20 protein-coding genes and 1 pseudogene are annotated in these 22,255 nt (G+C 69.1%); 19 read left to right on the top strand and 2 right to left on the bottom strand.

The annotated features are described in order from the left end of the window. Nucleotides 1-32: 32 nt before the first annotated feature. From ACA514_RS45220 to ACA514_RS45180, 9 genes are read left to right on the top strand one after another with little or no spacing between them, the layout of a single operon-like run. Nucleotides 33-2,384 (top strand): CaiB/BaiF CoA transferase family protein, encoded by a 2,352-nt coding sequence (locus tag ACA514_RS45220; protein ID WP_375047673.1) that lies wholly within the window; start codon nucleotides 33-35, stop codon nucleotides 2,382-2,384. Nucleotides 2,385-2,394: 10 nt separating this feature from the next. After that, nucleotides 2,395-3,561, top strand: a complete 1,167-nt coding sequence (locus ACA514_RS45215) for a thiolase family protein (protein ID WP_375047672.1) — start codon at nucleotides 2,395-2,397, stop codon at nucleotides 3,559-3,561. Then, nucleotides 3,558-3,980 carry a Zn-ribbon domain-containing OB-fold protein gene (locus tag ACA514_RS45210; protein ID WP_375047671.1) on the top strand — a complete coding sequence of 141 codons (423 nt, stop codon included), beginning with the start codon at nucleotides 3,558-3,560 and terminating at the stop codon, nucleotides 3,978-3,980. The genes ACA514_RS45215 and ACA514_RS45210 overlap by 4 nt, the downstream gene beginning before the upstream one ends. Before the next feature lie 6 nt (nucleotides 3,981-3,986). Continuing rightward, entirely contained in the window at nucleotides 3,987-5,453 is a 1,467-nt protein-coding gene (locus ACA514_RS45205; protein ID WP_375047670.1) for a class I adenylate-forming enzyme family protein, read from the top strand. Between the two features lie 15 nt (nucleotides 5,454-5,468). Continuing rightward, the gene (locus ACA514_RS45200; protein ID WP_375047669.1) at nucleotides 5,469-6,338 is read left to right on the top strand and encodes an SDR family NAD(P)-dependent oxidoreductase; all 870 of its coding nucleotides are present in this window, start codon (nucleotides 5,469-5,471) and stop codon (nucleotides 6,336-6,338) included. Further along, on the top strand, nucleotides 6,335-7,330 hold the full coding sequence (locus tag ACA514_RS45195; protein ID WP_375047667.1) for an amidohydrolase family protein: 996 nt from the start codon (nucleotides 6,335-6,337) through the stop codon (nucleotides 7,328-7,330). The genes ACA514_RS45200 and ACA514_RS45195 overlap by 4 nt, the downstream gene beginning before the upstream one ends. Then, complete coding sequence (locus ACA514_RS45190; RefSeq protein ID WP_375047665.1) at nucleotides 7,327-8,208, top strand: SDR family NAD(P)-dependent oxidoreductase; 882 nt, start codon at nucleotides 7,327-7,329, stop codon at nucleotides 8,206-8,208. Before ACA514_RS45195 ends, ACA514_RS45190 begins: the two co-directional genes overlap by 4 nt. 16 nt (nucleotides 8,209-8,224) lie before the next feature. After that, nucleotides 8,225-9,385, top strand: a complete 1,161-nt coding sequence (locus ACA514_RS45185) for an amidohydrolase family protein (protein WP_375047664.1) — start codon at nucleotides 8,225-8,227, stop codon at nucleotides 9,383-9,385. Nucleotides 9,386-9,389: 4 nt separating this feature from the next. After that, on the top strand, nucleotides 9,390-9,626 hold the full coding sequence (locus tag ACA514_RS45180; RefSeq protein WP_375047662.1) for a hypothetical protein: 237 nt from the start codon (nucleotides 9,390-9,392) through the stop codon (nucleotides 9,624-9,626). 107 nt (nucleotides 9,627-9,733) lie between these two features. On the opposite strand, the gene ACA514_RS45175 is transcribed toward ACA514_RS45180, so the two are convergent. After that, nucleotides 9,734-11,287 carry an FAD-binding protein gene (locus ACA514_RS45175; RefSeq protein WP_375047661.1) on the bottom strand — a complete coding sequence of 518 codons (1,554 nt, stop codon included), beginning with the start codon at nucleotides 11,285-11,287 and terminating at the stop codon, nucleotides 9,734-9,736. Between the two features lie 482 nt (nucleotides 11,288-11,769). Here ACA514_RS45175 and ACA514_RS45170 point away from each other — a divergent pair, with 482 nt between their 5' ends. The 10 genes and pseudogenes from ACA514_RS45170 (at nucleotide 11,770) to ACA514_RS45125 (ending at nucleotide 21,322) form a co-directional block, all read left to right on the top strand. Next, complete coding sequence (locus ACA514_RS45170) at nucleotides 11,770-14,112, top strand: CoA transferase (RefSeq protein WP_375047660.1); 2,343 nt, start codon at nucleotides 11,770-11,772, stop codon at nucleotides 14,110-14,112. Nucleotides 14,113-14,139: 27 nt separating this feature from the next. After that, a complete protein-coding gene (locus tag ACA514_RS45165) occupies nucleotides 14,140-15,039 on the top strand; it encodes an SMP-30/gluconolactonase/LRE family protein (protein WP_375047659.1) in 900 nt (299 codons plus the stop codon). Between the two features lie 57 nt (nucleotides 15,040-15,096). After that, nucleotides 15,097-15,987: an SDR family NAD(P)-dependent oxidoreductase gene (locus ACA514_RS45160; RefSeq protein ID WP_375047658.1), complete on the top strand. Its 891-nt coding sequence runs from the start codon at nucleotides 15,097-15,099 to the stop codon at nucleotides 15,985-15,987. Then, on the top strand, nucleotides 15,984-16,214 hold the full coding sequence (locus ACA514_RS45155; RefSeq protein ID WP_375047657.1) for a ferredoxin: 231 nt from the start codon (nucleotides 15,984-15,986) through the stop codon (nucleotides 16,212-16,214). The genes ACA514_RS45160 and ACA514_RS45155 overlap by 4 nt, the downstream gene beginning before the upstream one ends. Before the next feature lie 15 nt (nucleotides 16,215-16,229). Beyond that, entirely contained in the window at nucleotides 16,230-17,447 is a 1,218-nt protein-coding gene (locus tag ACA514_RS45150) for a cytochrome P450 (protein ID WP_375047656.1), read from the top strand. A 42-nt stretch (nucleotides 17,448-17,489) separates the two neighbouring features. Continuing rightward, nucleotides 17,490-17,836: pseudogene (fdxA, locus tag ACA514_RS45145) on the top strand (ferredoxin). Continuing rightward, nucleotides 17,836-18,963, top strand: a complete 1,128-nt coding sequence (locus tag ACA514_RS45140) for a MaoC family dehydratase N-terminal domain-containing protein (protein ID WP_375047655.1) — start codon at nucleotides 17,836-17,838, stop codon at nucleotides 18,961-18,963. Before fdxA ends, ACA514_RS45140 begins: the two are co-directional and overlap by 1 nt. 15 nt (nucleotides 18,964-18,978) lie before the next feature. Continuing rightward, nucleotides 18,979-19,278: a hypothetical protein gene (locus ACA514_RS45135; protein WP_375047654.1), complete on the top strand. Its 300-nt coding sequence runs from the start codon at nucleotides 18,979-18,981 to the stop codon at nucleotides 19,276-19,278. 21 nt (nucleotides 19,279-19,299) lie between these two features. Continuing rightward, nucleotides 19,300-20,430 carry an NAD(P)H-dependent flavin oxidoreductase gene (locus ACA514_RS45130; protein ID WP_375047694.1) on the top strand — a complete coding sequence of 377 codons (1,131 nt, stop codon included), beginning with the start codon at nucleotides 19,300-19,302 and terminating at the stop codon, nucleotides 20,428-20,430. Between the two features lie 259 nt (nucleotides 20,431-20,689). Continuing rightward, entirely contained in the window at nucleotides 20,690-21,322 is a 633-nt protein-coding gene (locus tag ACA514_RS45125; RefSeq protein ID WP_375047653.1) for a TetR/AcrR family transcriptional regulator, read from the top strand. On the opposite strand, the gene ACA514_RS45120 is transcribed toward ACA514_RS45125, so the two are convergent. Beyond that, the gene (locus ACA514_RS45120; RefSeq protein ID WP_375047693.1) at nucleotides 21,319-22,137 is read right to left on the bottom strand and encodes an IclR family transcriptional regulator; all 819 of its coding nucleotides are present in this window, start codon (nucleotides 22,135-22,137) and stop codon (nucleotides 21,319-21,321) included. The two genes, ACA514_RS45125 and ACA514_RS45120, sit on opposite strands and share 4 nt — an antisense overlap. Nucleotides 22,138-22,255 lie beyond the last annotated feature (118 nt).

Below are 22,255 nucleotides of genomic sequence, written 5' to 3'. Positions count from 1 at the left end.
CGACCTGGCCTTCGGAGAAGGAGCACAGTCCTATGTCGCTGCTGACGGACTTCCGGGTGCTCGACCTGACAACGGGGATCGCCGGCCCCTATGCGACGAAACTGCTGAGCGACGCCGGTGCCGATGTGGTCAAGCTGGAGCACGGGGCCGGCGACGAGTACCGCCGCTGGACGGCTTCGCATGCGGACCTCGGTTCCGCCGACGGCGCGATGTTCCACTTCCTCAATGCCGGCAAACGATCGGTGCTGGGGCGGCTCGGTGACAGCGAGACCTCTGAGCTTCTTGCCGGTGCGGACCTGCTCGTCGAACCGGGCCTGGACGAGGCGACCTACGCGCGGATCCGCGCCGAACATCCGGCCCTCGACATCGTGTCGATCACGCCCTTCGGCCGGTACGGCCCGTGGGCCCGGCGGCCTTGGACGGAGTTCACGCTCCAGGCCCTCGCCGGTTCGACCGGCGGCCGCGGGCTCCCCGACCGGCCGCCCGTGCCTGCAGGGGGACGTCTCGGAGAGTGGATCGCGGGCAGCTATGCGGCCGCAGCGGCGCTGGCGCTGCGGACCGGCTCCCGTCGTCGGGGCCAGCAGGGCGAGCGCATTGATCTGTCGATGCTCGAGTGCATGTGCGTCGCCATGTCGCTGTACACGCCGCTCACGGCCGCCCTTTCGGGCACCAGGCCGGCGCGGCGCACGGTCGAGATCCCTTCGGTCGAGCGCAGCGCCGACGGCTGGATCGGATTCTGCACGATCACCGCGCAGATGTTCCAGGACTTCCTGGTGATGATCGATCGCCCTGATCTGCTGGAGGACCCGACGATCATCGACCCGAAGCACCGCCAGGCCCGCTATGCCGAGTTCCAGAAGATCATCGAGACGTGGACGTCTGCGCTTCCGTCATCGGCGATCGAGGAGATCGCGAGCGCCCTGCGCATCCCGGTGTCGCCGATCGCGACACCCGCGACCGTGACGGCCAACGAGCACTTCACCGCGCGCGGGGTCTTCGTCAAGAACCCGGCGGGGTTCGTGCAGCCGCGCCGGCCCTACCTGGTCGACGGTGCGGCAGGCTCCGCGCCGCGCCCCGCACCGGCCCTCGGCGAGCACACCGGCCGCATCGGCTGGGCCCCGCGGGAGCGATTCGGCACCAAACCCGACGGTCATCCGCTGGACGGCGTTCGGGTCATCGACCTGACCGGCTTTTGGGCAGGCCCGGCAGCGACCCAGGTGCTCGCCGCGCTCGGTGCGGACGTGATCAAGATCGAGTCGACGCAGCGGCCTGACGGCATGCGCTTCACCTCGACCCGCCCTCCGAGCGTCGACGGCTGGTGGGAATGGGGAGGGGTGTTCCAAGGCGCCAACGCCGGCAAGCGCAGCATCACCCTGGACCTGACCCGGACGGAGGGACGGGACGTCCTTTTCCGGCTCCTGGCCAACGCCGATGTCCTGATCGAGAACTTCTCGCCGCGTGTGCTCGGAAACTTCGGCATCACCGCCGACCTCATCCAAGAGACCTGCCCTCAGGTCACGCTCGTGCGGATGCCTGCCTTCGGCCTGGATGGGCCCTGGCGGGACCGCACCGGATTCGCGCAGACGATGGAGCAGGCGACGGGACTGGCGTGGATGACCGGATACCCCGACGCCGCGCCGATGGTTCTCAAAGGCCCGTGCGACCCGCTTGCCGGAATGCACGCCGTTGTGGCGACGCTCGCCGCGCTCGAGCGCGCCGACACGCTCGGCCATGGCGTCTTCGTCGAGGTGCCGATGGTCGAGTCCGCGCTCAACGTTGCCGCGGAGCTGCTGATCGAGCATGAGGCCTACGGCGCGGATCTCATGCGGACGGGCAATCACGGGCCCGTGGCCGCGCCGCAGAACCTCTACCGGTGCGGCGGCCCCGATGACGACCAATGGCTGGCCCTGGCGATCGTGACCGACGAGCACTGGGCGGCGCTGCGCACGGTGCTCGGCGACCCCGAATGGGCCAGCCCGCCGGAGCTGGCCTCGCGGGAAGGCAGGCGCCACGCCCACGACTGGATCGACGAACACCTCGCCGCGCACTGTGCAGGACGCGACGCCGCAGAGCTCGCCGAGTTGCTGCTCGGGCGCGGCGTTCCGGCGGCCCGCGTCGTGCCACCCGTGGACGTGCTGGACAATCCTCAATTCACCCGCCGGGGCTTCGCTGAGACCGTCCAACACCCCGTGCTCGGTGCCCGGACGATGCCGGGAATGCCGTTTCGGTCGGCGTCCAGGTCCGGGCCCTGGCTTGCCCGGCCGGCGCCGACGCTGGGCCAGCACAACGACCAGGTGCTGAGGCAGGTCGCGGGTCTGACCGCAGAGCAGATCACCACCTTGCGGGATATCGGCGTCATCGGTGAACGACCGGACAACCTGTGAGGACGCGACCGTGAGCGGACATCCCTTCCGTGACGTGGTGATCATCGCCGCGCACAACACTCGCCAAGCCCGCGTGCTCGAAGGGCACACCGCGTTCTCGATCACCTTGGAGGCGGCCCGTGGCGTGCTCGCCGAGGCGGCGGTTCCGGCGTCCGAGGTCGACGCCGTGTTCAGCAAGCATGCCCCCGAGCTGATCTACGCGCTCGGCATCGGGCCGGCCTGGAACTCCAACGGCGCGAGCGGTATCGCGGGGGTGCTGCAGGCGGCGAGCCTGATCGCCACGGGACTGGCGCGCACGGTCCTGCTCGCCGACGGGGGAGCGGGTCTGTACACCGAGCGCGCCGCCACCGCGCCATGGACCCGTCCGGCCAACGAGTTCGTCGTACCGTTCGGCCTCTACACGGCCGCCGAGTTCGCCCTCATAGCGCGGCGCCACATGTACCTGCACGGCACGACACCCGAGCAGCTGGCCGAGGTGGCCGCGACCATCCGCAACAACGGCCACGTCAACCCGGATGCGGTCTATTTCGGCCGCGGCCCCTACACGGTGGCCGACGTCCTGGGCTCCCGGATGATCGCCGACCCGTTCCACCTTCTCGACTGCGCCACGACCTCGGAAGGAGGGTGCGGCCTGCTGATGACGACCGTCGAGCGTGCCGCCGACCTTCCGGGCACCCCGGTGTACGTCCTCGGCGGAGGACTGGACGCGCTCGGACCCGCCTACAGGCACGCGCCCGCCTGGGATCTCGCCGGCAGCCTCGACGACGTCCCGAACGGCTATGTCGGGCGCCGCGCTGCCCGCCGCGCCTTCGGTATGGCCGGTCTAGGCACCTCCGACGTGGACGTGTGCGAGCTGTACGACCCGTTCTCGTTCGAGATCATCCGCCAGTTCGAGGCGTTCGAGTTCTGCGAGCAGGGCGAAGGGGGCGACTTCGTCACCGGTGGCCGCATCGGTCCCGGCGGCGAGTTCCCCATCACCACCGACGGCGGGCTCATGTCCTACAGCCATGGCGGCGGAATCGTCCAACTGTCGCAGCGCGTGGCCCGGGGTGTGCACCAGTTGCAGAAGCGATGCCAGAGCGGCCAGGTGCCGGACGCGAAGGTCGCCTTGTGCAGCAACGGCGGCTCCGGCGCGCTGTTCACTGATGTCGTGCTGCTGGGGAGTGAGCGCCCGTGACGGTCCTCGGTCCCCAGCGCGCCGGGATCCCGCTGCCGCAGCCGACTGCGGTGTCGCGGCCGTTCTGGGAGGGATGCGCCGCCGGCGAACTCCGCTATCAGCACTGCGGTGCCTGCGACCGGGCGGTCTTCGACCCTGCCTGGGCATGCCGGTACTGCGATGCCGATGCACTGCAGTGGCGCACCAGCGCAGGCCGCGGCGAGGTGTACAGCCACACGGTCGTGTGGCGGCCGCAAGCCCCGCAATTCACCGCGCCCTATGCCGTCGTGATCGTCACCTTCGACGAGGGGTTCCAGATGCTCACCAACCTCATCGGCGGCACGGTCGAGGAGGTCCGCGTGGGACTTCGGGTGCAGGCGACGTTCCACGACGTCGGCGACGGGATCACGTTGCCCTACGTCGAGCCGGACAGGAGCTGACCATTTATGGGAATCGAGCTGATCCTCGACATGACCCGCGACGCCTTCGGCGAGCGGATCGCGTTGGGCGGCCGTCACGACGGCCGCACGTTCGCCGACCTGTCGCGCATCGCCGACGGCGGCGCGACCCTGCTCAGGGAAGCAGAAGCCAAGAGCGTCGTCCACATCGGCCTGAACGGGCCCATCCTGCCGTCACTGCTGTTCGCCGCGGCCCGTGCCGGCCTCCCGCTGACACCGCTCAACTACCGGCTGTCCGCACCGCAGATCGCCGCCTTGATCGCCGAGCTGGACCACCCCTACGTGGTGGCCGACGAGACGTTCACCCCTCAGGTGGCCGCCAACACGCGCTCGGAGGACTGGATCGCCCTGGCCTCGGCTGCAGCGCCCGCCCCGCCCGGCGACGGCGCCGACGATCCCGCGGTGGTGCTGTTCACCAGCGGCACGACCGCCAAGCCGAAGGGGGTGCTGCTCCGGCACGCGCACCTGCTCAGCTACGTGCTGGAGACGGTCGAGTTCGGCGCGGCCGACCCGAGCGACGCCGTTTTGGTGAGCGTTCCGCCCTACCACATCGCGGGCGTCGGGTCCGTCCTCAGCAACCTGTACGCGGGGCGCCGGATGACCTACCTGCCCGACTTCACCGCCCGCGGCTGGCTGGACCTGGTGCGCGAAGACGCGGTGACCCACGCAATGGTGGTGCCGACGATGCTCGCCCGGATCATCGACGAACTCGCCGGCCGCCAGGCCGACGCACCGTCACTGCGCTCCATTGCCTACGGCGGCGCGCGGATGCCGCCGACCGTGCTGCGCGCCGCGCTCGCGGCATTCCCCGACACCGACTTCGTCAACGCCTACGGCCTGACGGAGACCAGCTCGACGATCGCGGTGCTGGGACCCGAAGACCATCGCGCCGCGCTCGCCGGCGACGCGGCCGCGATCGACAGACTCGGATCGGTGGGACGCATGGTCCCGGGCGTGGAGTGCGAGATCCGGGGCGCCGACGGCACACCACTGCCGGCGGGGGAGGTCGGCGAAATCTGGGTGCGGGGCGCCCAGGTTTCCGGCGAATACCGGGGACTGGGAAGCGTGCTGGACGCCGCCGGCTGGTTCCCCACCCGCGACCAGGGGAGGATCGACGCCGACGGTTACCTGTTCGTCCACGGCCGCTCTGACGACACGATCATCCGGGGCGGTGAGAACATCGCGCCGGCGGAGATCGAAGACGTCCTGGTCGAGCACCCCGCAGTGGGCCAGGCCGCGGTCCTCGGCCTGCCGGACGAGGAGTGGGGCGAACGGATCGTCGCGGTCGTCGTGCCCGCCGGAGACACCGTCCCCGACCCCGGTGACCTGCGCGCGTTCGTGCGCGCCCGCCTGAGGTCTTCACGCACGCCGGACGACGTGGTGTTCCAGCCCGACCTTCCCTACACCGCCACCGGAAAACTGCTGCGCCGCGAGCTGGCACAGCGGCTGACCTGAGAGAAAGGCACGAACATGGCTGATCAGCATGCGGCGGAACTGCTCGGGCTGACCGACGCGGTGGCGCTGGTAACCGGTGGCGGCGGGGGCATCCCCAAGGCGACCGCGATCGCCCTGGCCAAGGCCGGAGCACACGTCGCCGTCGTGGACATCGCCGAGGAGTTCGCCGCCCAGACGGTCAAGGAGATCGAAGACCTCGGACGCCGAGCGGTCGCGCTGCACGCCGACGTCCGCCGGCCTGAGGAGGTCCGCGCGATGGTCGCCCAGGCCCGCAGCGAACTGGGGCCGATCGCGGTGGCCGTCAACGGTGTCGGAAGCCTTGGCGCCGCCACGCCGAAGTCCTTCCTGGACTTCGACCTCGCGGAATGGAACGGCCCCATCGAGCTGAACCTCACCTCGACGATGCTGTGCATGCAGGCCGAGGCCCTCGCCATGATCGGCGACGGCGTGCAGGGACGCATCGTCAACTTCGGCTCCACGAGCGGGGTCACCGCCGCGCCGTCCATCTCGCACTACGGCGCCGCAAACGCTGGCGTGATCCACCTGACGCGCTCTGCGGCACTGGAATTGGCGCCGTACGACATCCGGGTGAACTGCGTGGTCCCCGGCACGCACGCCATCGACCGCAGCGGACGGGAGACCGCCACCTCCCGCCGCCCCGAACAGGCGGAGTTCATGCGGAAGGCGGCCGAGGCCACGCCGCAAAAGAGGCTGGGCGGTGCCGAGGAGACCGCCGGCGTCGCGGTGTTCCTCGCCTCCGCCCTCTCGTCCTACATGACCGGGCACTCGGTGGTGTCGGACGGCGGGATCACCCACACCACGCGGCGGCCGGCCGTGGGATCGCTGACTCCCGCGGCGCTGAGCGGTACCGGGAGCACCTCGTGAGCGACCTGGAGATCATCGACTGCCACAACCACATCCTGAGGACCGCCGACCACAGCTGCGACCTCTACAGCAACCTGCTGCGGTTCAGCGCCGCGATGGGACTGCCTGACAAACCCGGGTTCTTCGGCACGCCCGACGAGGCCGAGCGGGTGATGGCCGACACCGGCATCGCGCACATGAACATCCTGATGTTCACCTGGTCCGGGGTGTACTGGCGGCAGGGCCTCAACGTGCTGCCGGACGAACCGGCCGACCGGGCACGCGAGCAGGAGGGCCTGCGGCGCAGGATCATCCGGCGCATCCAGGACAACAACCAGTGGGCGCTCGACCAGACCGCGAGCAATCGGCGCCTGAGCTGTTTCGTCGGCGTGGACCCGGTCCTGATGGACAAGGACACCTTGCTCTCCGAAGTCGAGAACGGCATCCGCCGCGGCGCTCTCGGGGTCAAGCACGTGCCGATGAACCACGGCACCGAGGGCGACGACCCGAGAATGTGGCCGGTCTACGACTACTGCGCCGCCGAGGGCGTCCCGATCCTGACCCAGGCCGCCGGGTTCATGCCCGGCCGCCCTCGGCACTACGCCAAGGCCCTGGCCGACTTCCCCTCACTCAAGCTGATCTTCGCCCATCTCGGCCACGACCGCACGTTCGGCAAAGGCGCCGACGCCGAGGTGCTCGAGCTGGCCAAGACGTACTCCGGTGTCCACACCGATGTGTCGCTTCGGCTCATCGAAGTGGCCGAGGGACACGTCAGCGCCGACGACATGGCAGCGCACCTACGGGCGATCGGCACCGACCGCGTCCTGTTCGGCAGCAACTGGGTGATCAGCGAGTACCTGTGGTTCCGGTCGCGGCCCGGCGTGACACCGCAGACCAGCCACGACCGCCTCGACCGCGAGCTGGAGGTCCTGCGGTCGCTGCCGCTCAGCGACGACGAACTGGCGAACGTTGCGGGGCGCAACTTCCGCAGGATCACGGGGCTGGCGTCGTGACGGGACAGCGGCACATCGCGGTCGTCACCGGCGCCAGCCGCGGCATCGGTCGGGCAATCGCCCGCCGGCTCGCCGCCGAGGGGATCGCGGTCGCCGCGGTGTCCCGCTCGCTGCGGCCAGGTGACGCCTCCCTGGCCGGGTCGCTGGAGGAGACCGTCGCGCAGATCACCGCCGACGGCGGCCACGCAACCGCCATTCCCTTCGACCTCGGAGATCCTGCGGCGAGCCGCAGCGAAATCATCGACCGAGCCGGGGAGGCGTTCGGCGCTCCGGTCGACATCGTGGTGAACAACGCCGCCGCCAGCCGGCACTTCGATCTCATCTTCCCGGACATGACCGGGGAGGCCTTCCGCGCGGCCGTCGAGACCAACGTGTGGGCCGCCTGGAACCTGGCCGCCGCGGCGGTACCGGGCATGCGCGAGCGGGGAGCGGGATGGATCCTCAACATCTCCTCCTCCCAGGCGGGACCGCGGACGGGTCCGCCGTTCAGGCACAACCCGACCAATGGAGCCACGCTCTACGGCGGCACCAAGGCGTTCATCGACCGGATCACCACGGGCGCCGCAATGGAGCTCTACGACGACAACATCGCGGTGAACGCACTCGCCCCCGAATATCAGGTGGCCACCGACAACGCACTCACCGTCGCCGGTGTCCGGCGGGACAACTCCGAGCCGGAGGAGACCATCGCCGAGGCGGCGCTCATGCTGTGCACCGGCAACCCCAAGATCCTCACCGGACGCATCGGCTACAACCTCTCCCTCCTCGTCGAGCACGACCGCCCCGTGCGGACCCTCGACGGCCGGGATCTCGTTCCTGGCTGGCAGCCCGGCGAGATTGGCCGCGACCGGCTACGCACCCCCTATCTCCGATCCTGAACGGGAGGCCGAAACCATGCCCCTGCAACCCTGGATGAAGCTCATATCGGTCGATGATCACCTGATCGAGCACCCGAAGGTGTGGACGGACCGGCTGCCCCGCAAGCACCAGGAGCGCGGGCCCCGGATCGTCGACGAGCCGTCGAAGGCCGGCGGGCCACCGATCCAGGTCTGGCACTACGAAGGCAAGCGGTTCCCCTCCATCGGCCTCAACGCCGTCGCCGGCAAACAGCCCGAAGAGTACGGCGTCGAACCGGTGCGCTACGCCGACATGATCCCCGGCTGCTACGACCCTCAGGCGCGCATCGTCGACATGGACCTCGACGGCGTGCATGCGGCGGCCAACTTCCCCTCGTTCCCTCGGTTCGCGGGCGCGCTCTTCACCGCCGAGAGCAAGGACCTGGACCTGGCGCTGGCATGCGTCCGGGCCTACAACGACTTCGTGATCGACGAGTGGTGCGCCGTCGCACCGCACCGGTTCATCCCGCTGATCATCCTGCCGTTGTGGGACGCGGCGCTGTGCGTCCAGGAGATCCGCCGGTGCGCGGGCAAGGGCGCCAAGGGCATCACCTTCCCCGAGAACACGGTCCCGCTGGGGCTTCCGTCGATCTACACCGACCACTGGGATGAAGTCTTCTCCGTGGCCGAGGAGACCGACATGCCGCTGTGCATGCACTTCGGCTCCTCCGGCTCACCGCCGGCGACCGCACCCGAGGCCCCGTACGCGGTGACGATCTCGCTGTACGGAACCAATTCGATGTCGGCCACGGCGCACCTGCTGTTCTCGCCCGTCTTCCACCGGCACCCCAGGCTGAAGGTGGCGCTGTCCGAAGGCGGCGTCGGCTGGATCCCGTACCTGCTCGAGCGGATCGACGGCACCTGGCACCGGCATCGCTGGTACCAGAACGTGGTCCAGGACGTGCGCCCGTCGGACCTGTTCCGCAAGCACATCTACGGCTGCTTCATCGACGACGTCGCCGGACTGAAGAACCGGCACGACATCGGTGTCGGCAACATGACGTGGGAATGCGACTACCCGCATTCGGACTCCTACTGGCCGCACAGCCGCGAGTACGCCGAGAAGGTGTTCGCCGACATCCCCGACGACGAGGTCCACCAGATCGTCGAGTTGAACACCCGGAAGCTGTTCAACTTCCACGACGAGACGACCGGCTGACGGCATGCCGACGGAAGAGACCGGCGCCTCGGACTGGACGGAGCAGGACCTGCTCACCCGCGGTCTCGCGATCGAACGGCTGGAGGAGGACGAGGCGGAGACGGCCAGCGCCCTGGAAGCGCTGCGTCGAAGGCCCCAAGCCCAAACAGACGCGGTGGAGCGGCTGGAACAACGCCTGCACGCCCTGCGCAAGAGCCGCGAGAACCTCGCCTCGCGAGGAGAGACCCGCGAGGAGGTGTGACCGTGGGTGAGACCGGCGGCGGGCGCCATTGCCGCCGGTCTCACCCACGGAGTCAGCGCACCGGAATCAGCGCGGCTCAGATCGTTCAGGCTCCCCGGTCAGGCTGCTCATGCGGGCTGCGGGGCCACGCTCCCGGCTGCCAAATGCCTTGCCGCCAGGAAACCGAAGACCATCGAGGTGCCGATCGGGGCGCCCGGGCCGGGATAGACATTGCCCGTGGCGGAGGCGGTGGTGTTGCCGGTGGCGTAGAGCCCGGGGATCGCGGTGCCGGACTCGGTCAGCACCCTTGCGTCGGGGTCGGTGACGAGTCCGCCCTTGGTGCCCAGGTCACCGAGGCCGATGCGCACCGCGTGGAAGGGCGCACGGTCGACCGGAACCAGGCAGGGGTTGGGTCCATCCCCCCGTGCGAAGAAGAGATCGAACTCGTCCTCACCGCGATGGAAGTCCTCGTCCACTCCCGACGCGGTGTGCGAGTTGAACCGGGCGACGGTAGCCGCGAGCACCTCGCCGGGCAGATCGAGCCGACTGGCGAGGCCCTCGATCGTGTCCGCGGTGTGCCAGAGACCCGCTGCCCGCAGCTCCTCGCGATCGGGTTCCACTTCGACGATGCAGGGAACGCTCTCGAATCGGTCGTCGAAGATCCAGTAGACGGGGAGAGCCGGCTCGCCCATCGCCTCGAGATCGACGATCGCCTGGCCCATCTGCGTGTAAGGCAGTGACTCGTTGGCGAAGCGACGGCCGGTCCCGTTGACGAAGAGACCGCCGTGGAAACCGACGATGAACGCCGATTTGCCCCCGGGGTAGGCGAGATTGGTGGCCCACCACGCGTTCTCCATCCCGGCGATGGCCGCGCCGGCCGCGATGCCCGCGACGATCGCGTCGCCGGTGTGCGTCTCGGGCGCGTTCGTCCATTCGCTGTCGCGGCCCTGCCATCTGCGGCGCAGCTCGGCATTGGCCTCGAACCCGCCCGCGGCGAGCACGACTCCCCGCTCTGCTCGGATCCGGGTCGTCTGCTGGCCGTGACGCGCAACGACGCCCGTGACGCGCCCGTTGTCGATGACCAGATCAGTGAAGGATGTCCCGCTCTGCAGCTTCACCGCTTCCAGACCCGAGACCGCGAGCAGCAGCCGGCCGATGAGCGCGCGACCCCCGTCGAGCCGGCTGAGATCCATCTCGCGGCCGAATCGGTGCTTCGCCATCGGGCCGCGCAGGTTCCCGGCGAGGTCACCTAGTTCGGCGCCGGCCAATGGCGCGGGGAAGATGCCGCGACCGCCCGGGACGCGGCCCGGGGCATCGTAGTAGTCGGGGAAAGGACCGTGATGAAAGCGGAGGGCGGGGTTCTGGGTGAGGAATTCGACCACCCTGGCGGCATTGGTGACGTACGCGCGCTGCATTTCCTCGGGAGCGCTGTCGCCGACCAGTACCCGCACATATTCGAGTGCGCGCTCCGGGGTGTCGCCTTCCTCGGTCTTGCCTGCGATGTGGTTCCCCGGTAGCCACAGGCATGCACCCGAATAGGCGGTCATCCCGCCGAAGTATTCCGACTTTTCCAGCACGACCGTTCGCAGCCCTGCGCTGCCGGCGGTGTAGGCCGCCGTCAGGCCGCCGCCTCCGGAACCGATCACGACCACGTCGTGGGTCTCGTTCCATCGCGTGCTCAAGGTCGCTCCTCCTGGATGTCGCCGCGCCGGCAGCGGCGCCGACGCTGACCGTGCCTGGCCGTGGACCTGCACGCGCCCCGGCCCACCCTTCTGACCCGCGCGGCGGGTCCTGCGCTGCCGAGACCCGGCACTGTCGCCGCCGACGCCCCGGCCGACGTCCCGGCCGACGTCCTCGCCGAGTCGGCCCCGACCGTAGAGGGCGTTCGACGGTCGAAGGAACAGCGCTTCCCAGTGACTGGAATAACCCCATTAACGTGCACACAGAGCATCCCACTGAGCAGAATTTCATCTTTCTGCAGGCCGCAGGGGCCATCTAGATTCGCTCCACGGCATTGCGAACCCGCGGAGATGCGAGACCGGGCTTCCCCGACCGGCAAGGTCACGGCAAAGGACTCTGTCATTTGGTCTGACGCCTATCGTGCGCTTCGGTTGGGTGTTGACCGCGGCGGGCGGACCGCTTCGGTGCAGATGAAGGGACGGGTATGAACTCCATCCCGGGCGAGAACAGCGGCGGCATACTCGCCGGGCTACGAGTGCTGGAGGTCTCCAATAGCATTGCGGGGGCCTACGCCGGCAAGCTGTTCGCGGACGTCGGCGCGGATGTGCTGTTGTGGGAACCAGAAGGCGGACACCCGCTTAGAGAGCGGGAAAGGCGTGGTGGTACCGACGCTCCGTTGTTCGCGTTCCTCGCCGCGGGTAAGGTCTCCAGCCGACGCGAGTGGGCCGACCTCGCCGCATCCGCTGACGTTGTGATCCTTGAGGCCGATGACGCGCCGGACCGTGCGCTGCTCGACCGGCTCGCTGCGCAGGCGACCGTCGTGGTCATCACCCCGTGGGGCATGACCGGCCCATGGGCGGGATCCGGCAGACCGTGGACCGAGTTCACCGTGCAGGCCGAGTCGGGCTCGCTGAGCAACCGGGGGGAGCCTGCGGCCTATCCGCTTGCGCTCGGCGGGGCTGAGGAGCTGTGGGTCGCCGGTTCGTTCGCGGCGACGGCCGCCCTGGCCGCCCTCGCCGGGCCCGGCGGCGAACTCATCGACGTCTCATTGCTGGAAGTGACGACCTACGCGGCGACGATGTTCGCCGACGTGGCCGCCACGATCCGCGGTGACTCGCGCGATCCTGTAGTGCAGCGGCGCAGGCTCGTCCCGTCGGTCGAGCCTGCAGCCGACGGGTGGGTGGGCTTCAACCTGGCCTCGGCCCAGAACCTCGAGGACTTCCTGGTCCTGATCGAGCGCCCCGACTGGTTGGGCGACGAGGAGATCAAGACGCACGAGGGCCGCTACCGGCGATCGCGTGAGTTCTCGGCGGCCGTGCACGCCTGGACCCGGCAACGCACCGTGGCCGAGATCGTTCAGGCCGCCCGGGACTTCAGGATCCCCTGCGCCCCGGTGCACAGCGCGGCGACGATCCTCGATGACGAGCACATGGTCGATCGCGGCTTCTACGTCCAAGACGCCAGCGGCAGGTTTCGGCACCCGGCGGTGCCGTTCCTGTTCGACGGGGTCCGCCCCCCATCGGCGCGCAAGGCCCCGGAGCCGGATGGGGACGCTCGTTTCGCAGCGCCTGCGGTGCCGCGTCCAGAGGACAGTGGTGTCGGTCTCCTTCCGCTGGCCGGTTTGCGCGTGATCGACTTCGGCAACTGGTGGGTCGGCTCGCTCGCCGGGACACTGCTCGGCTCGCTCGGCGCGGATGTGATCAAGATCGAGGCCACCCGGCGGGTCGACGGCGCCCGCATGCTCGGCGGAACCATCACCGACAATCCGCGGTGGTGGGAGGCCGGGTGGGTTTACCTCGGGGCCAACCACAACAAACGGGCGGTGACGCTCGACATCACGCGTCCGGAGGGACGTGAACTCGTCGAGCGGCTCATCGCCGATGCCGATGTGTTGCTCGAGAACTACGCCCCCCGCGTCCTGGACAACTCCGGCCTCGGATGGTCCCGGGTCCAAGAGATCAACCCGCGGTTGGTGATGCTCCGCATGCCGGCGTTCGGGTTGTCCGGTCCCCGCAGAGACATGGTCGGATACGCCCAGACCGTCGAGCAGTACTCGGGCATGTGCTGGCGCATCGGCTACCCCGATGGTCCTCCGGTGAATCCGAGCGGCCCGGCCGACCCGATGGGCGGCTCGAACGCGACCTTCGCTCTTCTGGCCGCGCTGCAGCAGCGGGAACGGACGGGACGAGGGCTGCTCGTGGAGGCGCCGCTGGTGGAGGCGGCGCTGACCATGACCGCCGAACAGGTCGTGGAGTGGTCGGCCAACGGCACGCTTCTGGAGCGCGACGGCAACCAGGCGCACGGACACGCTCCCCAGGGTGTCTTCGCCGGGGCGGGTATGGAGCAATGGCTCGCGATCTCGGTCGTCACCGACGAGCAGTGGCGGGCATTGGCCGCCTACACCGGCATCCAGGAGTGGGCGGACCCGGCCCTGGCCGACGCCGCCGGCCGATGGGCACAACGGCACCGCCTCGATGAGGATCTGCGGGCGTGGACGGCCGGGCGGGATGTGGCGGATGCCGCGGCCGGTCTGCTGGCCGCGGGAGTCCCGGCTGCCCAGGTCGCCGACCAACGCTTCGTGCACGCGCACCCGCAGATCGAGGCGCGCGGCTACTTCGAAGAGATCGATCACCCAGTTCTCGGACGCATCCCGATCCCTGTTCTGCCGTTCCGGTTCGGCCGGATCGACCGCTGGTCCCGGCTTGCGCCACCGACCGTCGGCCAGCACAACAACGAGGTCCTGGAGAAGGAACTCGGCCTGTCTCCCCACCGCATCGGCGAACTCGCCGAACGAGATGTCATCGGCGACAGGCCCGCTGGCCTGTAGTCCCACCCCACCGAAGGAGAGCACACCATGGCAACCGACATACAGGCGGGCCGACTCGCCACCGGTTTCAGCTGGACCGAGTGCCCGCGCTGGCACGACGGGCGCTTCTACTTCTCCGACATGTACAACGCCCGCATCCTGACCCTCGACGAGGCCGGCAAAAGCGACACCCACCTCGATCTGTCCGACCGCAAGACCGCGGACGGCGAGCCCGTCGTCCTGGTTGGCACCGGGTTCCTGCCCGACGGGCGGATGCTGGTCAACTCGATGTTCGAGCGGCTGGTGCTGGCCTACGACGGCAACACGACAAGCGTGTACGCCGACCTGCGCGAACACGCCGTGGGCCCGATCAACGACATGGTGGTCGACGCGGCCGGCCGCACCTACATCACCCAGCTCGGCTTCGACCTGTACGCCGAGGAGAACCCCAAGGAGTCGCCGATCATCGTGGTGGAGCCGGATGGCACGGTCCGGATCGCCGATGAGGCGGGGCAGTTGATGTGCGGCAACGGCATCGCCCTCTCCGCCGACGGGCGGACCCTGGTGGTCGCGGAGGTCTTCGCCAACCGAGTCACCGCCTACGACGTCTCCCCGGATGGCACGCTCGGCGGCCGCCGCGTGTTCGCCGAACTCGGTTCCCTGCCCGACGGGTTGTGCCTGGACACCGACGGCGCGGCCTGGGTCGCCTTCCCCGCCACCGGGGAGGTGCTCCGCGTGCGCGACGGCGGTGAGGCGCTGGCCAGGGTGACCGCGCCGCAGGCCGAATGCGGCAGCACCACCGCCTGCGGGCTCGGCGGAGACGATCGCCGCACGCTCTACATCTGCTGCGGCTTCGAGGTCATGGACTTCGACAAGTCGCGCCGGGAGGGCCAAGGCTCCATCTGGACGGCGCCGGTTCCGGTGTCCGGCGGCACGGCCCGTCCCTGAAACCACCGCGAGGCCGCGAACACCTTCGACAGAACACGGAGCAACACCATGACCCGCTTGGACTTCACCGGCCGCGTGGTGATCGTGACCGGGGCCGGTCGCGGCATCGGCCGCGCGCATGCTGAACTGCTCACCGCCCGCGGCGCGGCCGTCGTGGTCAACGACGTGGGAGGCGCGGTCGACGGTACGCCGCGCGGCGAGGACCCGGCCGCCGAGGTGGTGGCCGCGATCACCGAGGCGGGCGGCCGCGCCATCGCCTCGACCGACTCGGTGGCGACAGAGGAGGGAGCGGACGCCATCGTAGACGCGGCGATGACCGCGTTCGGCCGCCTCGACGCCGTGATCAACAACGCCGGCATCTACACCGTCCAGCCGTGGCTGGAAGTGCCGACGTCGCGGTACAGAGACTTTCTCGACGTCCACTACCTGGGCAGCATGCTGGTCAGCCGCGCGGCGTGGCCGCATCTAATCGCCTCAGAGCACGGCCGGATCGTCAACACCGTTTCCGGTGCGATGCTCGGTGTTCCGGACATGGTGCACTACGGCTCGGCGAAGGGCGCGGTCCTCGGGTTGACCCGCACCCTCGCGGTGGCCGCTGACGCTCACGGCATCAAGGTCAACGCCATCGCGCCCGGCGCGGGCACCCGGATGCTCGACCAAGCCGCGGACGCGCTGCCGCCCGGCACCGTCGAGCACATGAAGGCGGTCATGCCACCGTCGTTGGTGGCGCCGGTCGCCGCCTACCTGGCCCACGCCGAGTGCGCCGTCAACGGAGAGGTCTTCAACGCCGCGGGCGGTACCGTGTCCCGGCTCGTGCTGGCCAACACCGCAGGTATAACCGACCCCGATCTGACGCCGGAGACCGTCGCCAATCGCCTCGATGAGATCCTCGCCGTCGGTCAGGCCGAGCCCGCCCCGTTGATGCTGCCGTCTGCGGCCGCCTCATGAGCGGCGGTGCCGAGTGGACGGTCGAGGTGGAGCGTGCCGTCTGCGTGGGCAACAAGATGTGCGTTGCCGTGGCGCCGGACGTCTTCGAGATGGCCGAGGGAAAGTCGCGTGCGCGCACGGCCCGTGTCAGGCCGTCGGAGAGCGTCGTCGACGCCTACGAGTCATGCCCGGTCTCCGCGATCGTCGTGCGCGATGAGACGGGCGAAGAGATCGAATCCGGAATCTGAGCTCGGAGGACAGCCATGACCGAGAGCGCTGTGCAGTACCCGTTCCCGCCGGCCACGCCCGTCCAGGCGGTGGAGAACTACCAGCAGGTCATCACCGACCGCCCCATGACCAAGGTGGCCTTTCCGTTCGGCGGGGAGGGCTGGATCATCCACCGCCACCAGGCGGCCCGGCAGATGCTGGAAAGCAACAAGTTCGTCCGGGGCCCCTTCGCCCGGGGCGAGCGGGAGGTCCCCTTCTTCGTCCACTTCCCGGACTTCCTGAAGGGCACGCTCCAGTTCGCCGACCCGCCGGACCACACCCGGCTGCGCCGGCTCGTGGCCAAGGCGTTCACCGCCCGGCGGGTCGCCCGGCTGCGGGAGGGGACCGAGCACCTCGCCGACGAACTGCTCGACGGGATGGTCGCGCACGGTTCTCCGGCCAACCTCGTCGAGCATTTCTCGCTTCCCCTGCCGATCCGTGTGCTCAGCGAGCTGCTCGGAGTGCCCGCCAAGGATCGGGACAAGTTCATCGAGTGGAGCAAATCAACGCTGGCGACCTCGGGGATGACGGAGGAGGCGATCTTGGAGGCGGGAGCGCAACTGTACGCCTACCTTTCCGAGCTGATCGCCGAGCGCCGCTCCGAACAGCGCGACGACCTGCTGAGCGCCCTGGCCACCGCGGCGGACAAGGACGACTCGCTGACGGACGCCGAGATCCTGCCCATCGCGATGCTGCTGATCATCGGCGGTTTCGACAATACGGCGAACTTCATCAACCTCGCCGTGCTATCTCTGCTCCGCAACGCCGACCAGTTGAAGGCCGTCCTGGCCGATGTCGACGGCGTGGTACCGACCGCGATCGAGGAGGTCCTGCGGCACGGCCAGTTCGCAATCGGAGGAAAGGCCGGCGGGCTCGGCTCGCTCGTCCCTTTCGTGGCGACCGAGGACGTGGAGATCGACGGCACATTGATCAGGGAGGGGGACGCCGTGGCGATTGACCCTTCCAGTACCAACCACGACCCGGCGGTCTTCGACGACGCGGAGGCCTTCGACGTGACGCGGCGGCCCAATCCTCATCTGACGCTCAACCACGGCGTGCACCACTGCCTGGGCGCCCCGCTGGCACGCATGGAGATGCAGGTCGCGCTCGGCTCTCTACTCCGCCGGTTCCCGAGGCTGAAGCTGGCCGGGGAGCCGGAGTACGCCTCGGAATACCTCACGGCGGGGATGCACGTCCTGCCGATCGCCTGGTGAGCCGATGACGATGTTGGACCACCCGACGGTGCGGAGCCGCGGATGCCCTTCCTGATCGCCGAAGGGTGCGTCGACGTCATGGACCGGTCCTGCATCCAGGTCTGCCCTGTCGACTGCATCTACGAAGGCCTCCGCAAGATGTACATCAACCCCGGTGAGTGCGTCGACTGCGGTGCCTGCGAAGCCGAATGCCCCATGGAGGCGATCTACATCGACGATGATGTGCCGCCCGGTGAGGGGTGGCTCGTCGCCGACAACGCCGAATTCTTCAGCAAACCCTGCCAGGGCGGCGGGAGCCGATCGGCGAGCCGGGTGGCGCTGGCGTGGCCGGACCGGTCGGTGTCGACACGCCTCTTATCGCCGCGCTTCCCCGGAGAGTGAAGTCCTGATGCCGAAGATCACCACACTGGACGAGTTCGAGGCCGCCTACAAGGAACGGCTCGGCGAACCGATGCCGCCCAGGCCATGGCGAACCGTCACGGAGGAATGGCTGGCACGGTACGCCGACGGGGCCGGCGACTACAACCCGCTCTACCGCGACAAGGGCTACGCCGACCGCGGCCGCCACCACGATCTCGTCGCGCCGCCCGGCTTCGTGTTCTCCGTCGATTTCGGTGCGAACGCCTCCATCTGGGGGCACGTCCCCGAGGCCGACGTGTCGATGCGTGACCTCACGGTTCTGTACTTGGGCGCCTCGCTGGAATGGTATCGGCCGATCTGGCTCGGCGACCGTCTGCGGAGCATCCAGACTCCCACCGGCATCCGCCGGACCACGACGAGGCAGGCGGGGGAGGCGCTGATCTGTACCGGCACCACCGAGTACTGGAACTCGCGCGGGGAACTGGTGGCCAGGCTCACCAACGATATGCTGCGCTTCGCCAACCAGGGAAAGGGAGTGGAGTCCGCGCAGGTCGCCTCGGGCTCAGCGCCGCGGGTCGCTCCCGACCCGCTGGTGTGGGAACGCGCCCGCCGTGGCGGCGACCCGCGCTATTGGGAGAACGTGTCCGAGGGAGAAGCGATTCCGGAACTGCCCAAGGGCACTTACACCACCACCGAACTCTACCTCTTCGCGCACGGCGCGCTCAGTACCCGCCGGGCGCGACAGGTGGACGAGGGCACCATTGATATGGGGGCGGGCGGCAGGGCCGATCCTGAGTACGCGCGGGCGGCTCGCGCCCAGGCCGCGTCGTTCGATTTCGGTCCCCAGCGCATCTGCTGGCTCCTCCAGGCGGTGACCGACTGGATGGGCGACCACGGAACCCTGGTGAAAGCCGAGGCGCGGCTTCGGCGCCCGAACCTCGTCGGTGACACGAACGCGGTGCGGGGAACGGTGCGCCGTACCTATCGCGAGGCGCCCGACGACCTGCGTGCCGACGTGGCGGTGCAGAACGTCAACCACGCTGGCGAGGTGACGGCGACCGCCGTCGCGACCGTCCGGTTGCCAGGCCAGGGCACGGTCGCCGATGACCTGCTGTACGCCCCGGAGGCCGACGCCGAAGCCGGCATCTACAACTGACCAAAAGGACCAACCATGCAACTGCGACCCGGCCTGAAACTGAACAGCATCGTCTCGCAGGCCCAGGTCGTCGTCGTCCGCGCACCGTCCGGTGATGTCGACCTCCGGTGCGGAGGGCAGCCGATGGTCGTCGCCGACACGGCCGAGCGGGCCGGTCGGCCCGCCGACGGAGACCAACTGCTCATCGGCAAGCGCTACGCCGACGACACCGGCACACTCGAACTCCTCTGCACCAGAGCGGGCGCCGGGGGGCTCGCAGTCGGAGACCGGCCGTTGGCCATCAAGGCGGCCAAGCCGCTTCCCGCATCCGACTGACGCCGATAGAGAGGCCGATTGATGAACAAACTGTGCAGAGAATTGGGAATCGAATACCCCATCTTCGCTTTCAGCCATTGCCGAGACGTCGTGGCCGCAGTTTCACGGGCCGGCGGGATGGGGGTGCTCGGCATCGTCGCGATGTCGCCGGAAGAGATCGACATCGAGCTTCGCTGGCTGGAGGAGAACTCCGGCGGACGACCCTACGGCGTGGACATCGTGGCCCCGGTGCACACGGCGGACCGCGACGCCGGTCTGAGCGACGGCGAGGGAATGCAGGAGCGCCTGGAGGCGATGATCCCCAAGGAGCACCGGGAGTACGCCGAACAACTGATGCGGCGGTACGACGTCCCGCCACTGCCCGAGTCCAACGGCCACAAGGACTGGACGACGGCGGGGTTCACGGCGGCCGGCGGCGAGGAGCAGATCGACGTCGTGCTGGAACACGAGCACGGGCTGCTGGTGAGCGCGCTGGGCCCGCCACCGGCCTGGCTCGTCGACCGTGCACACGAGCGCGGGACCAAGGTTGGGGCGCTTGTCGGCAAGGCCCATCAGGCGGCGCGTAACGTCGAGCTCGGTGTGGACGTCATCATCTGCCAGTCCTACGAGGCAGCAGCCCACACGGGCGAGATCGGCGGGATGGTGCTGGTCCCCGACGTCGTGGACGCGGCGGGCGACGTGCCCGTCCTCGCGGCCGGCGGCATCGGTTCCGGCCGGCAGATGGCGGCCGCGATGAGCCTCGGTGCGCAGGGAGTGTGGACCGGCTCGATCTGGCTGACTTGCAGAGAAGCGCCTGCGGAGCCGCACGAGGTCGAGCGCTTGCTGCGCATGAAGTCCACCGACACGGTCCGATCGAAGTCGCAGACGGGCAAGCCCAACCGGCAGATCCGGACGGCATGGACCGAGGCATGGGACGATCCGGCCGGGCCGGGCGCACTGCCGATGCCGCTGCAGTATATGCTGTACGCCGAGTACACGGCGCGCGCCAAGCGTGCCGGTGTCCAGGAACTGGTCGGCGGACCGGTCGGCCAAGTGGTGAGCCGGATGACCAAGGTCCAGTCCGCCAAGGACATCGTGTTCGGCATGGTCGAGGAGTACCTGGAGACGCTTCAGCGCATGAGCGCGCAACTCGAGGCGCTCACCGAAGGTTGAGCCCCACATCTCCGAGGCCGGGCCGGGATCGTCATTGGAACGATCCCGGCCCGGCCTCGGTCTGCTGTCAGCTGCTCCTTCACGGGCGGCGGGTTCGAGTGTTTTGATCCTTCAAGCCCGAAGGGCAGCGCCGGGTTTCCGGCGATGTCCCGGTGAACGGACTTGTTCCGGTATACCGCCCGTAGAGCGGCAGGTGCGGACCAGACGTAGGGGCGGATCGCCTAGGCTCGTCGCGTTGGGATGGCCTGCGGAAAGGGGGATGGTCCTGGTGAGAAGCTCTGGGCGCCGGACGCTGACCGAGCGCCGCGCCGAGGAGTTGCGGTTCTCAGTGGCGCGTACCGCTCTGGAGTTGTTCGCGTTGGACGGCGGGACCAGCACCACGGTCGAGGCCATCTGTGAACGCGCCGGGATCTCCCAGCGCACCTTCTACCGCCATTTCGCCGTGAAGGAAGACGTGGTGGTGCCCCTGTTCGAGCGGTCTGCGCAAGCGATGCTGGAGGCGCTAGAGGAAGCACCCGCCAGTGGCGACGTGGTGACAGCGCTGGCCGAGATCTTCTATCCGCGCACGATGTTCCGGGACGGTCCTCCCGCGCTGTTCCAGCGCCGGTTCTTGTCCGTCATCCGGGATTCGCCCGAGTACATGTTGCGTTGGTACGCCTTGGATGAACCGTTGACCGGTCCCATCGCAGATTTCCTCGCCGCGCGGGGGCTCGCCGGAAGCGACCAGTTCGAGCGGCGTCTTCGCGGAGGCCTCATCCTCCACGCAGCCCGGCTCACGTACTACCACTGGATCCGCGCTGACGAATCGCCGGATCTGGACGAGTTGCACGAACTGCTCGAGCAGGCGATGGTGTCGCTCATTGCGTCCTGGACGCCTGAGATGGGTGGTTAGGCCTGACGTGGCCGCCGCGCGGTGTAGGACGGCAAGCCATCGAGAGGTGCCGGCGGGCGCAGACTCAGCCGGAGGCGGGAAGGCCGCTGGCTCGCGCTGCTCCGGGACATCTCCGTCGCGGCCCTCCAGATGTCGGCAGCGGCCACGAGCAGGTAGGGGAGCACCTGGCTTGGTTTCAGGTTCGCGGCCGGACCGGTGACCGTCAGCGCCGCCGGGGGGCACGTGGCCGGCCCGATGGCCGTGGCCACTGAGGCTACGCCGAGTGCCAGGCCCTGCAGGTCCACCGCGGCTCCATGGTCGCGGACCTTTTGCAGTTCGTGATCCAGTTGGGCGCTCGTCCGGACGCTGTAGGCCGTGAGCGGGATCGACAGATCGGGTTCGGGGCGAGCGTTCGGGGTGAGGCCGGCCAGCAGGGCTCGCCCCGGTGCCGCGTGATGAGCGGGCTGGCGGGCGCCGACATGCCAGCCGTCACCCGAGTCCGGCCATTCGCCGATCCGCTCGATGTGCAGGACGTCCGCGCCGCGCAGGACGCTCAGATAGACGGTGAGCCCTGTGCTCCCATGGAGGTCCCGCATGACCGGAAGGGCCGCGCGGTGGAGCCTGTTGCCCCTGACGACGAGTGATCCGAGCTCGAACATGCGCAGGCCCAGCGCGTACTCGAAGCCATGTCGCTCGAGCCAGCCGAGCTCGACGAGGTGTTGCAGTATCCGGTGCGCCGAGGACCGAGGAAGGTTCGCCTTCCTGGCCAGCTGCGCAAGGGTCAGCCGCTGCTGGCCGGCGAAGGCGTCCAGGATCGATGAAACGCGATCGAGCATGGTCACCGGGCTCGGCTCCGCTGATGCCGTGGTCATGAGGCCTCCAGCGCCGCACGTGGGGTGGGAGCGGAACCGCAATCGATGCTGGTTTCCGCCAACATGGCAGAATCTGCCATTT

This window comes from Actinomadura sp. NTSP31 (assembly GCF_041951385.1).
GTDB classification, from domain to species: Bacteria; Actinomycetota; Actinomycetes; order Streptosporangiales; family Streptosporangiaceae; genus Spirillospora; species Spirillospora napierensis.
Note: the sequence above shows the minus strand (reverse complement) of the source record. Positions and strands in the feature narration are given on the sequence as shown.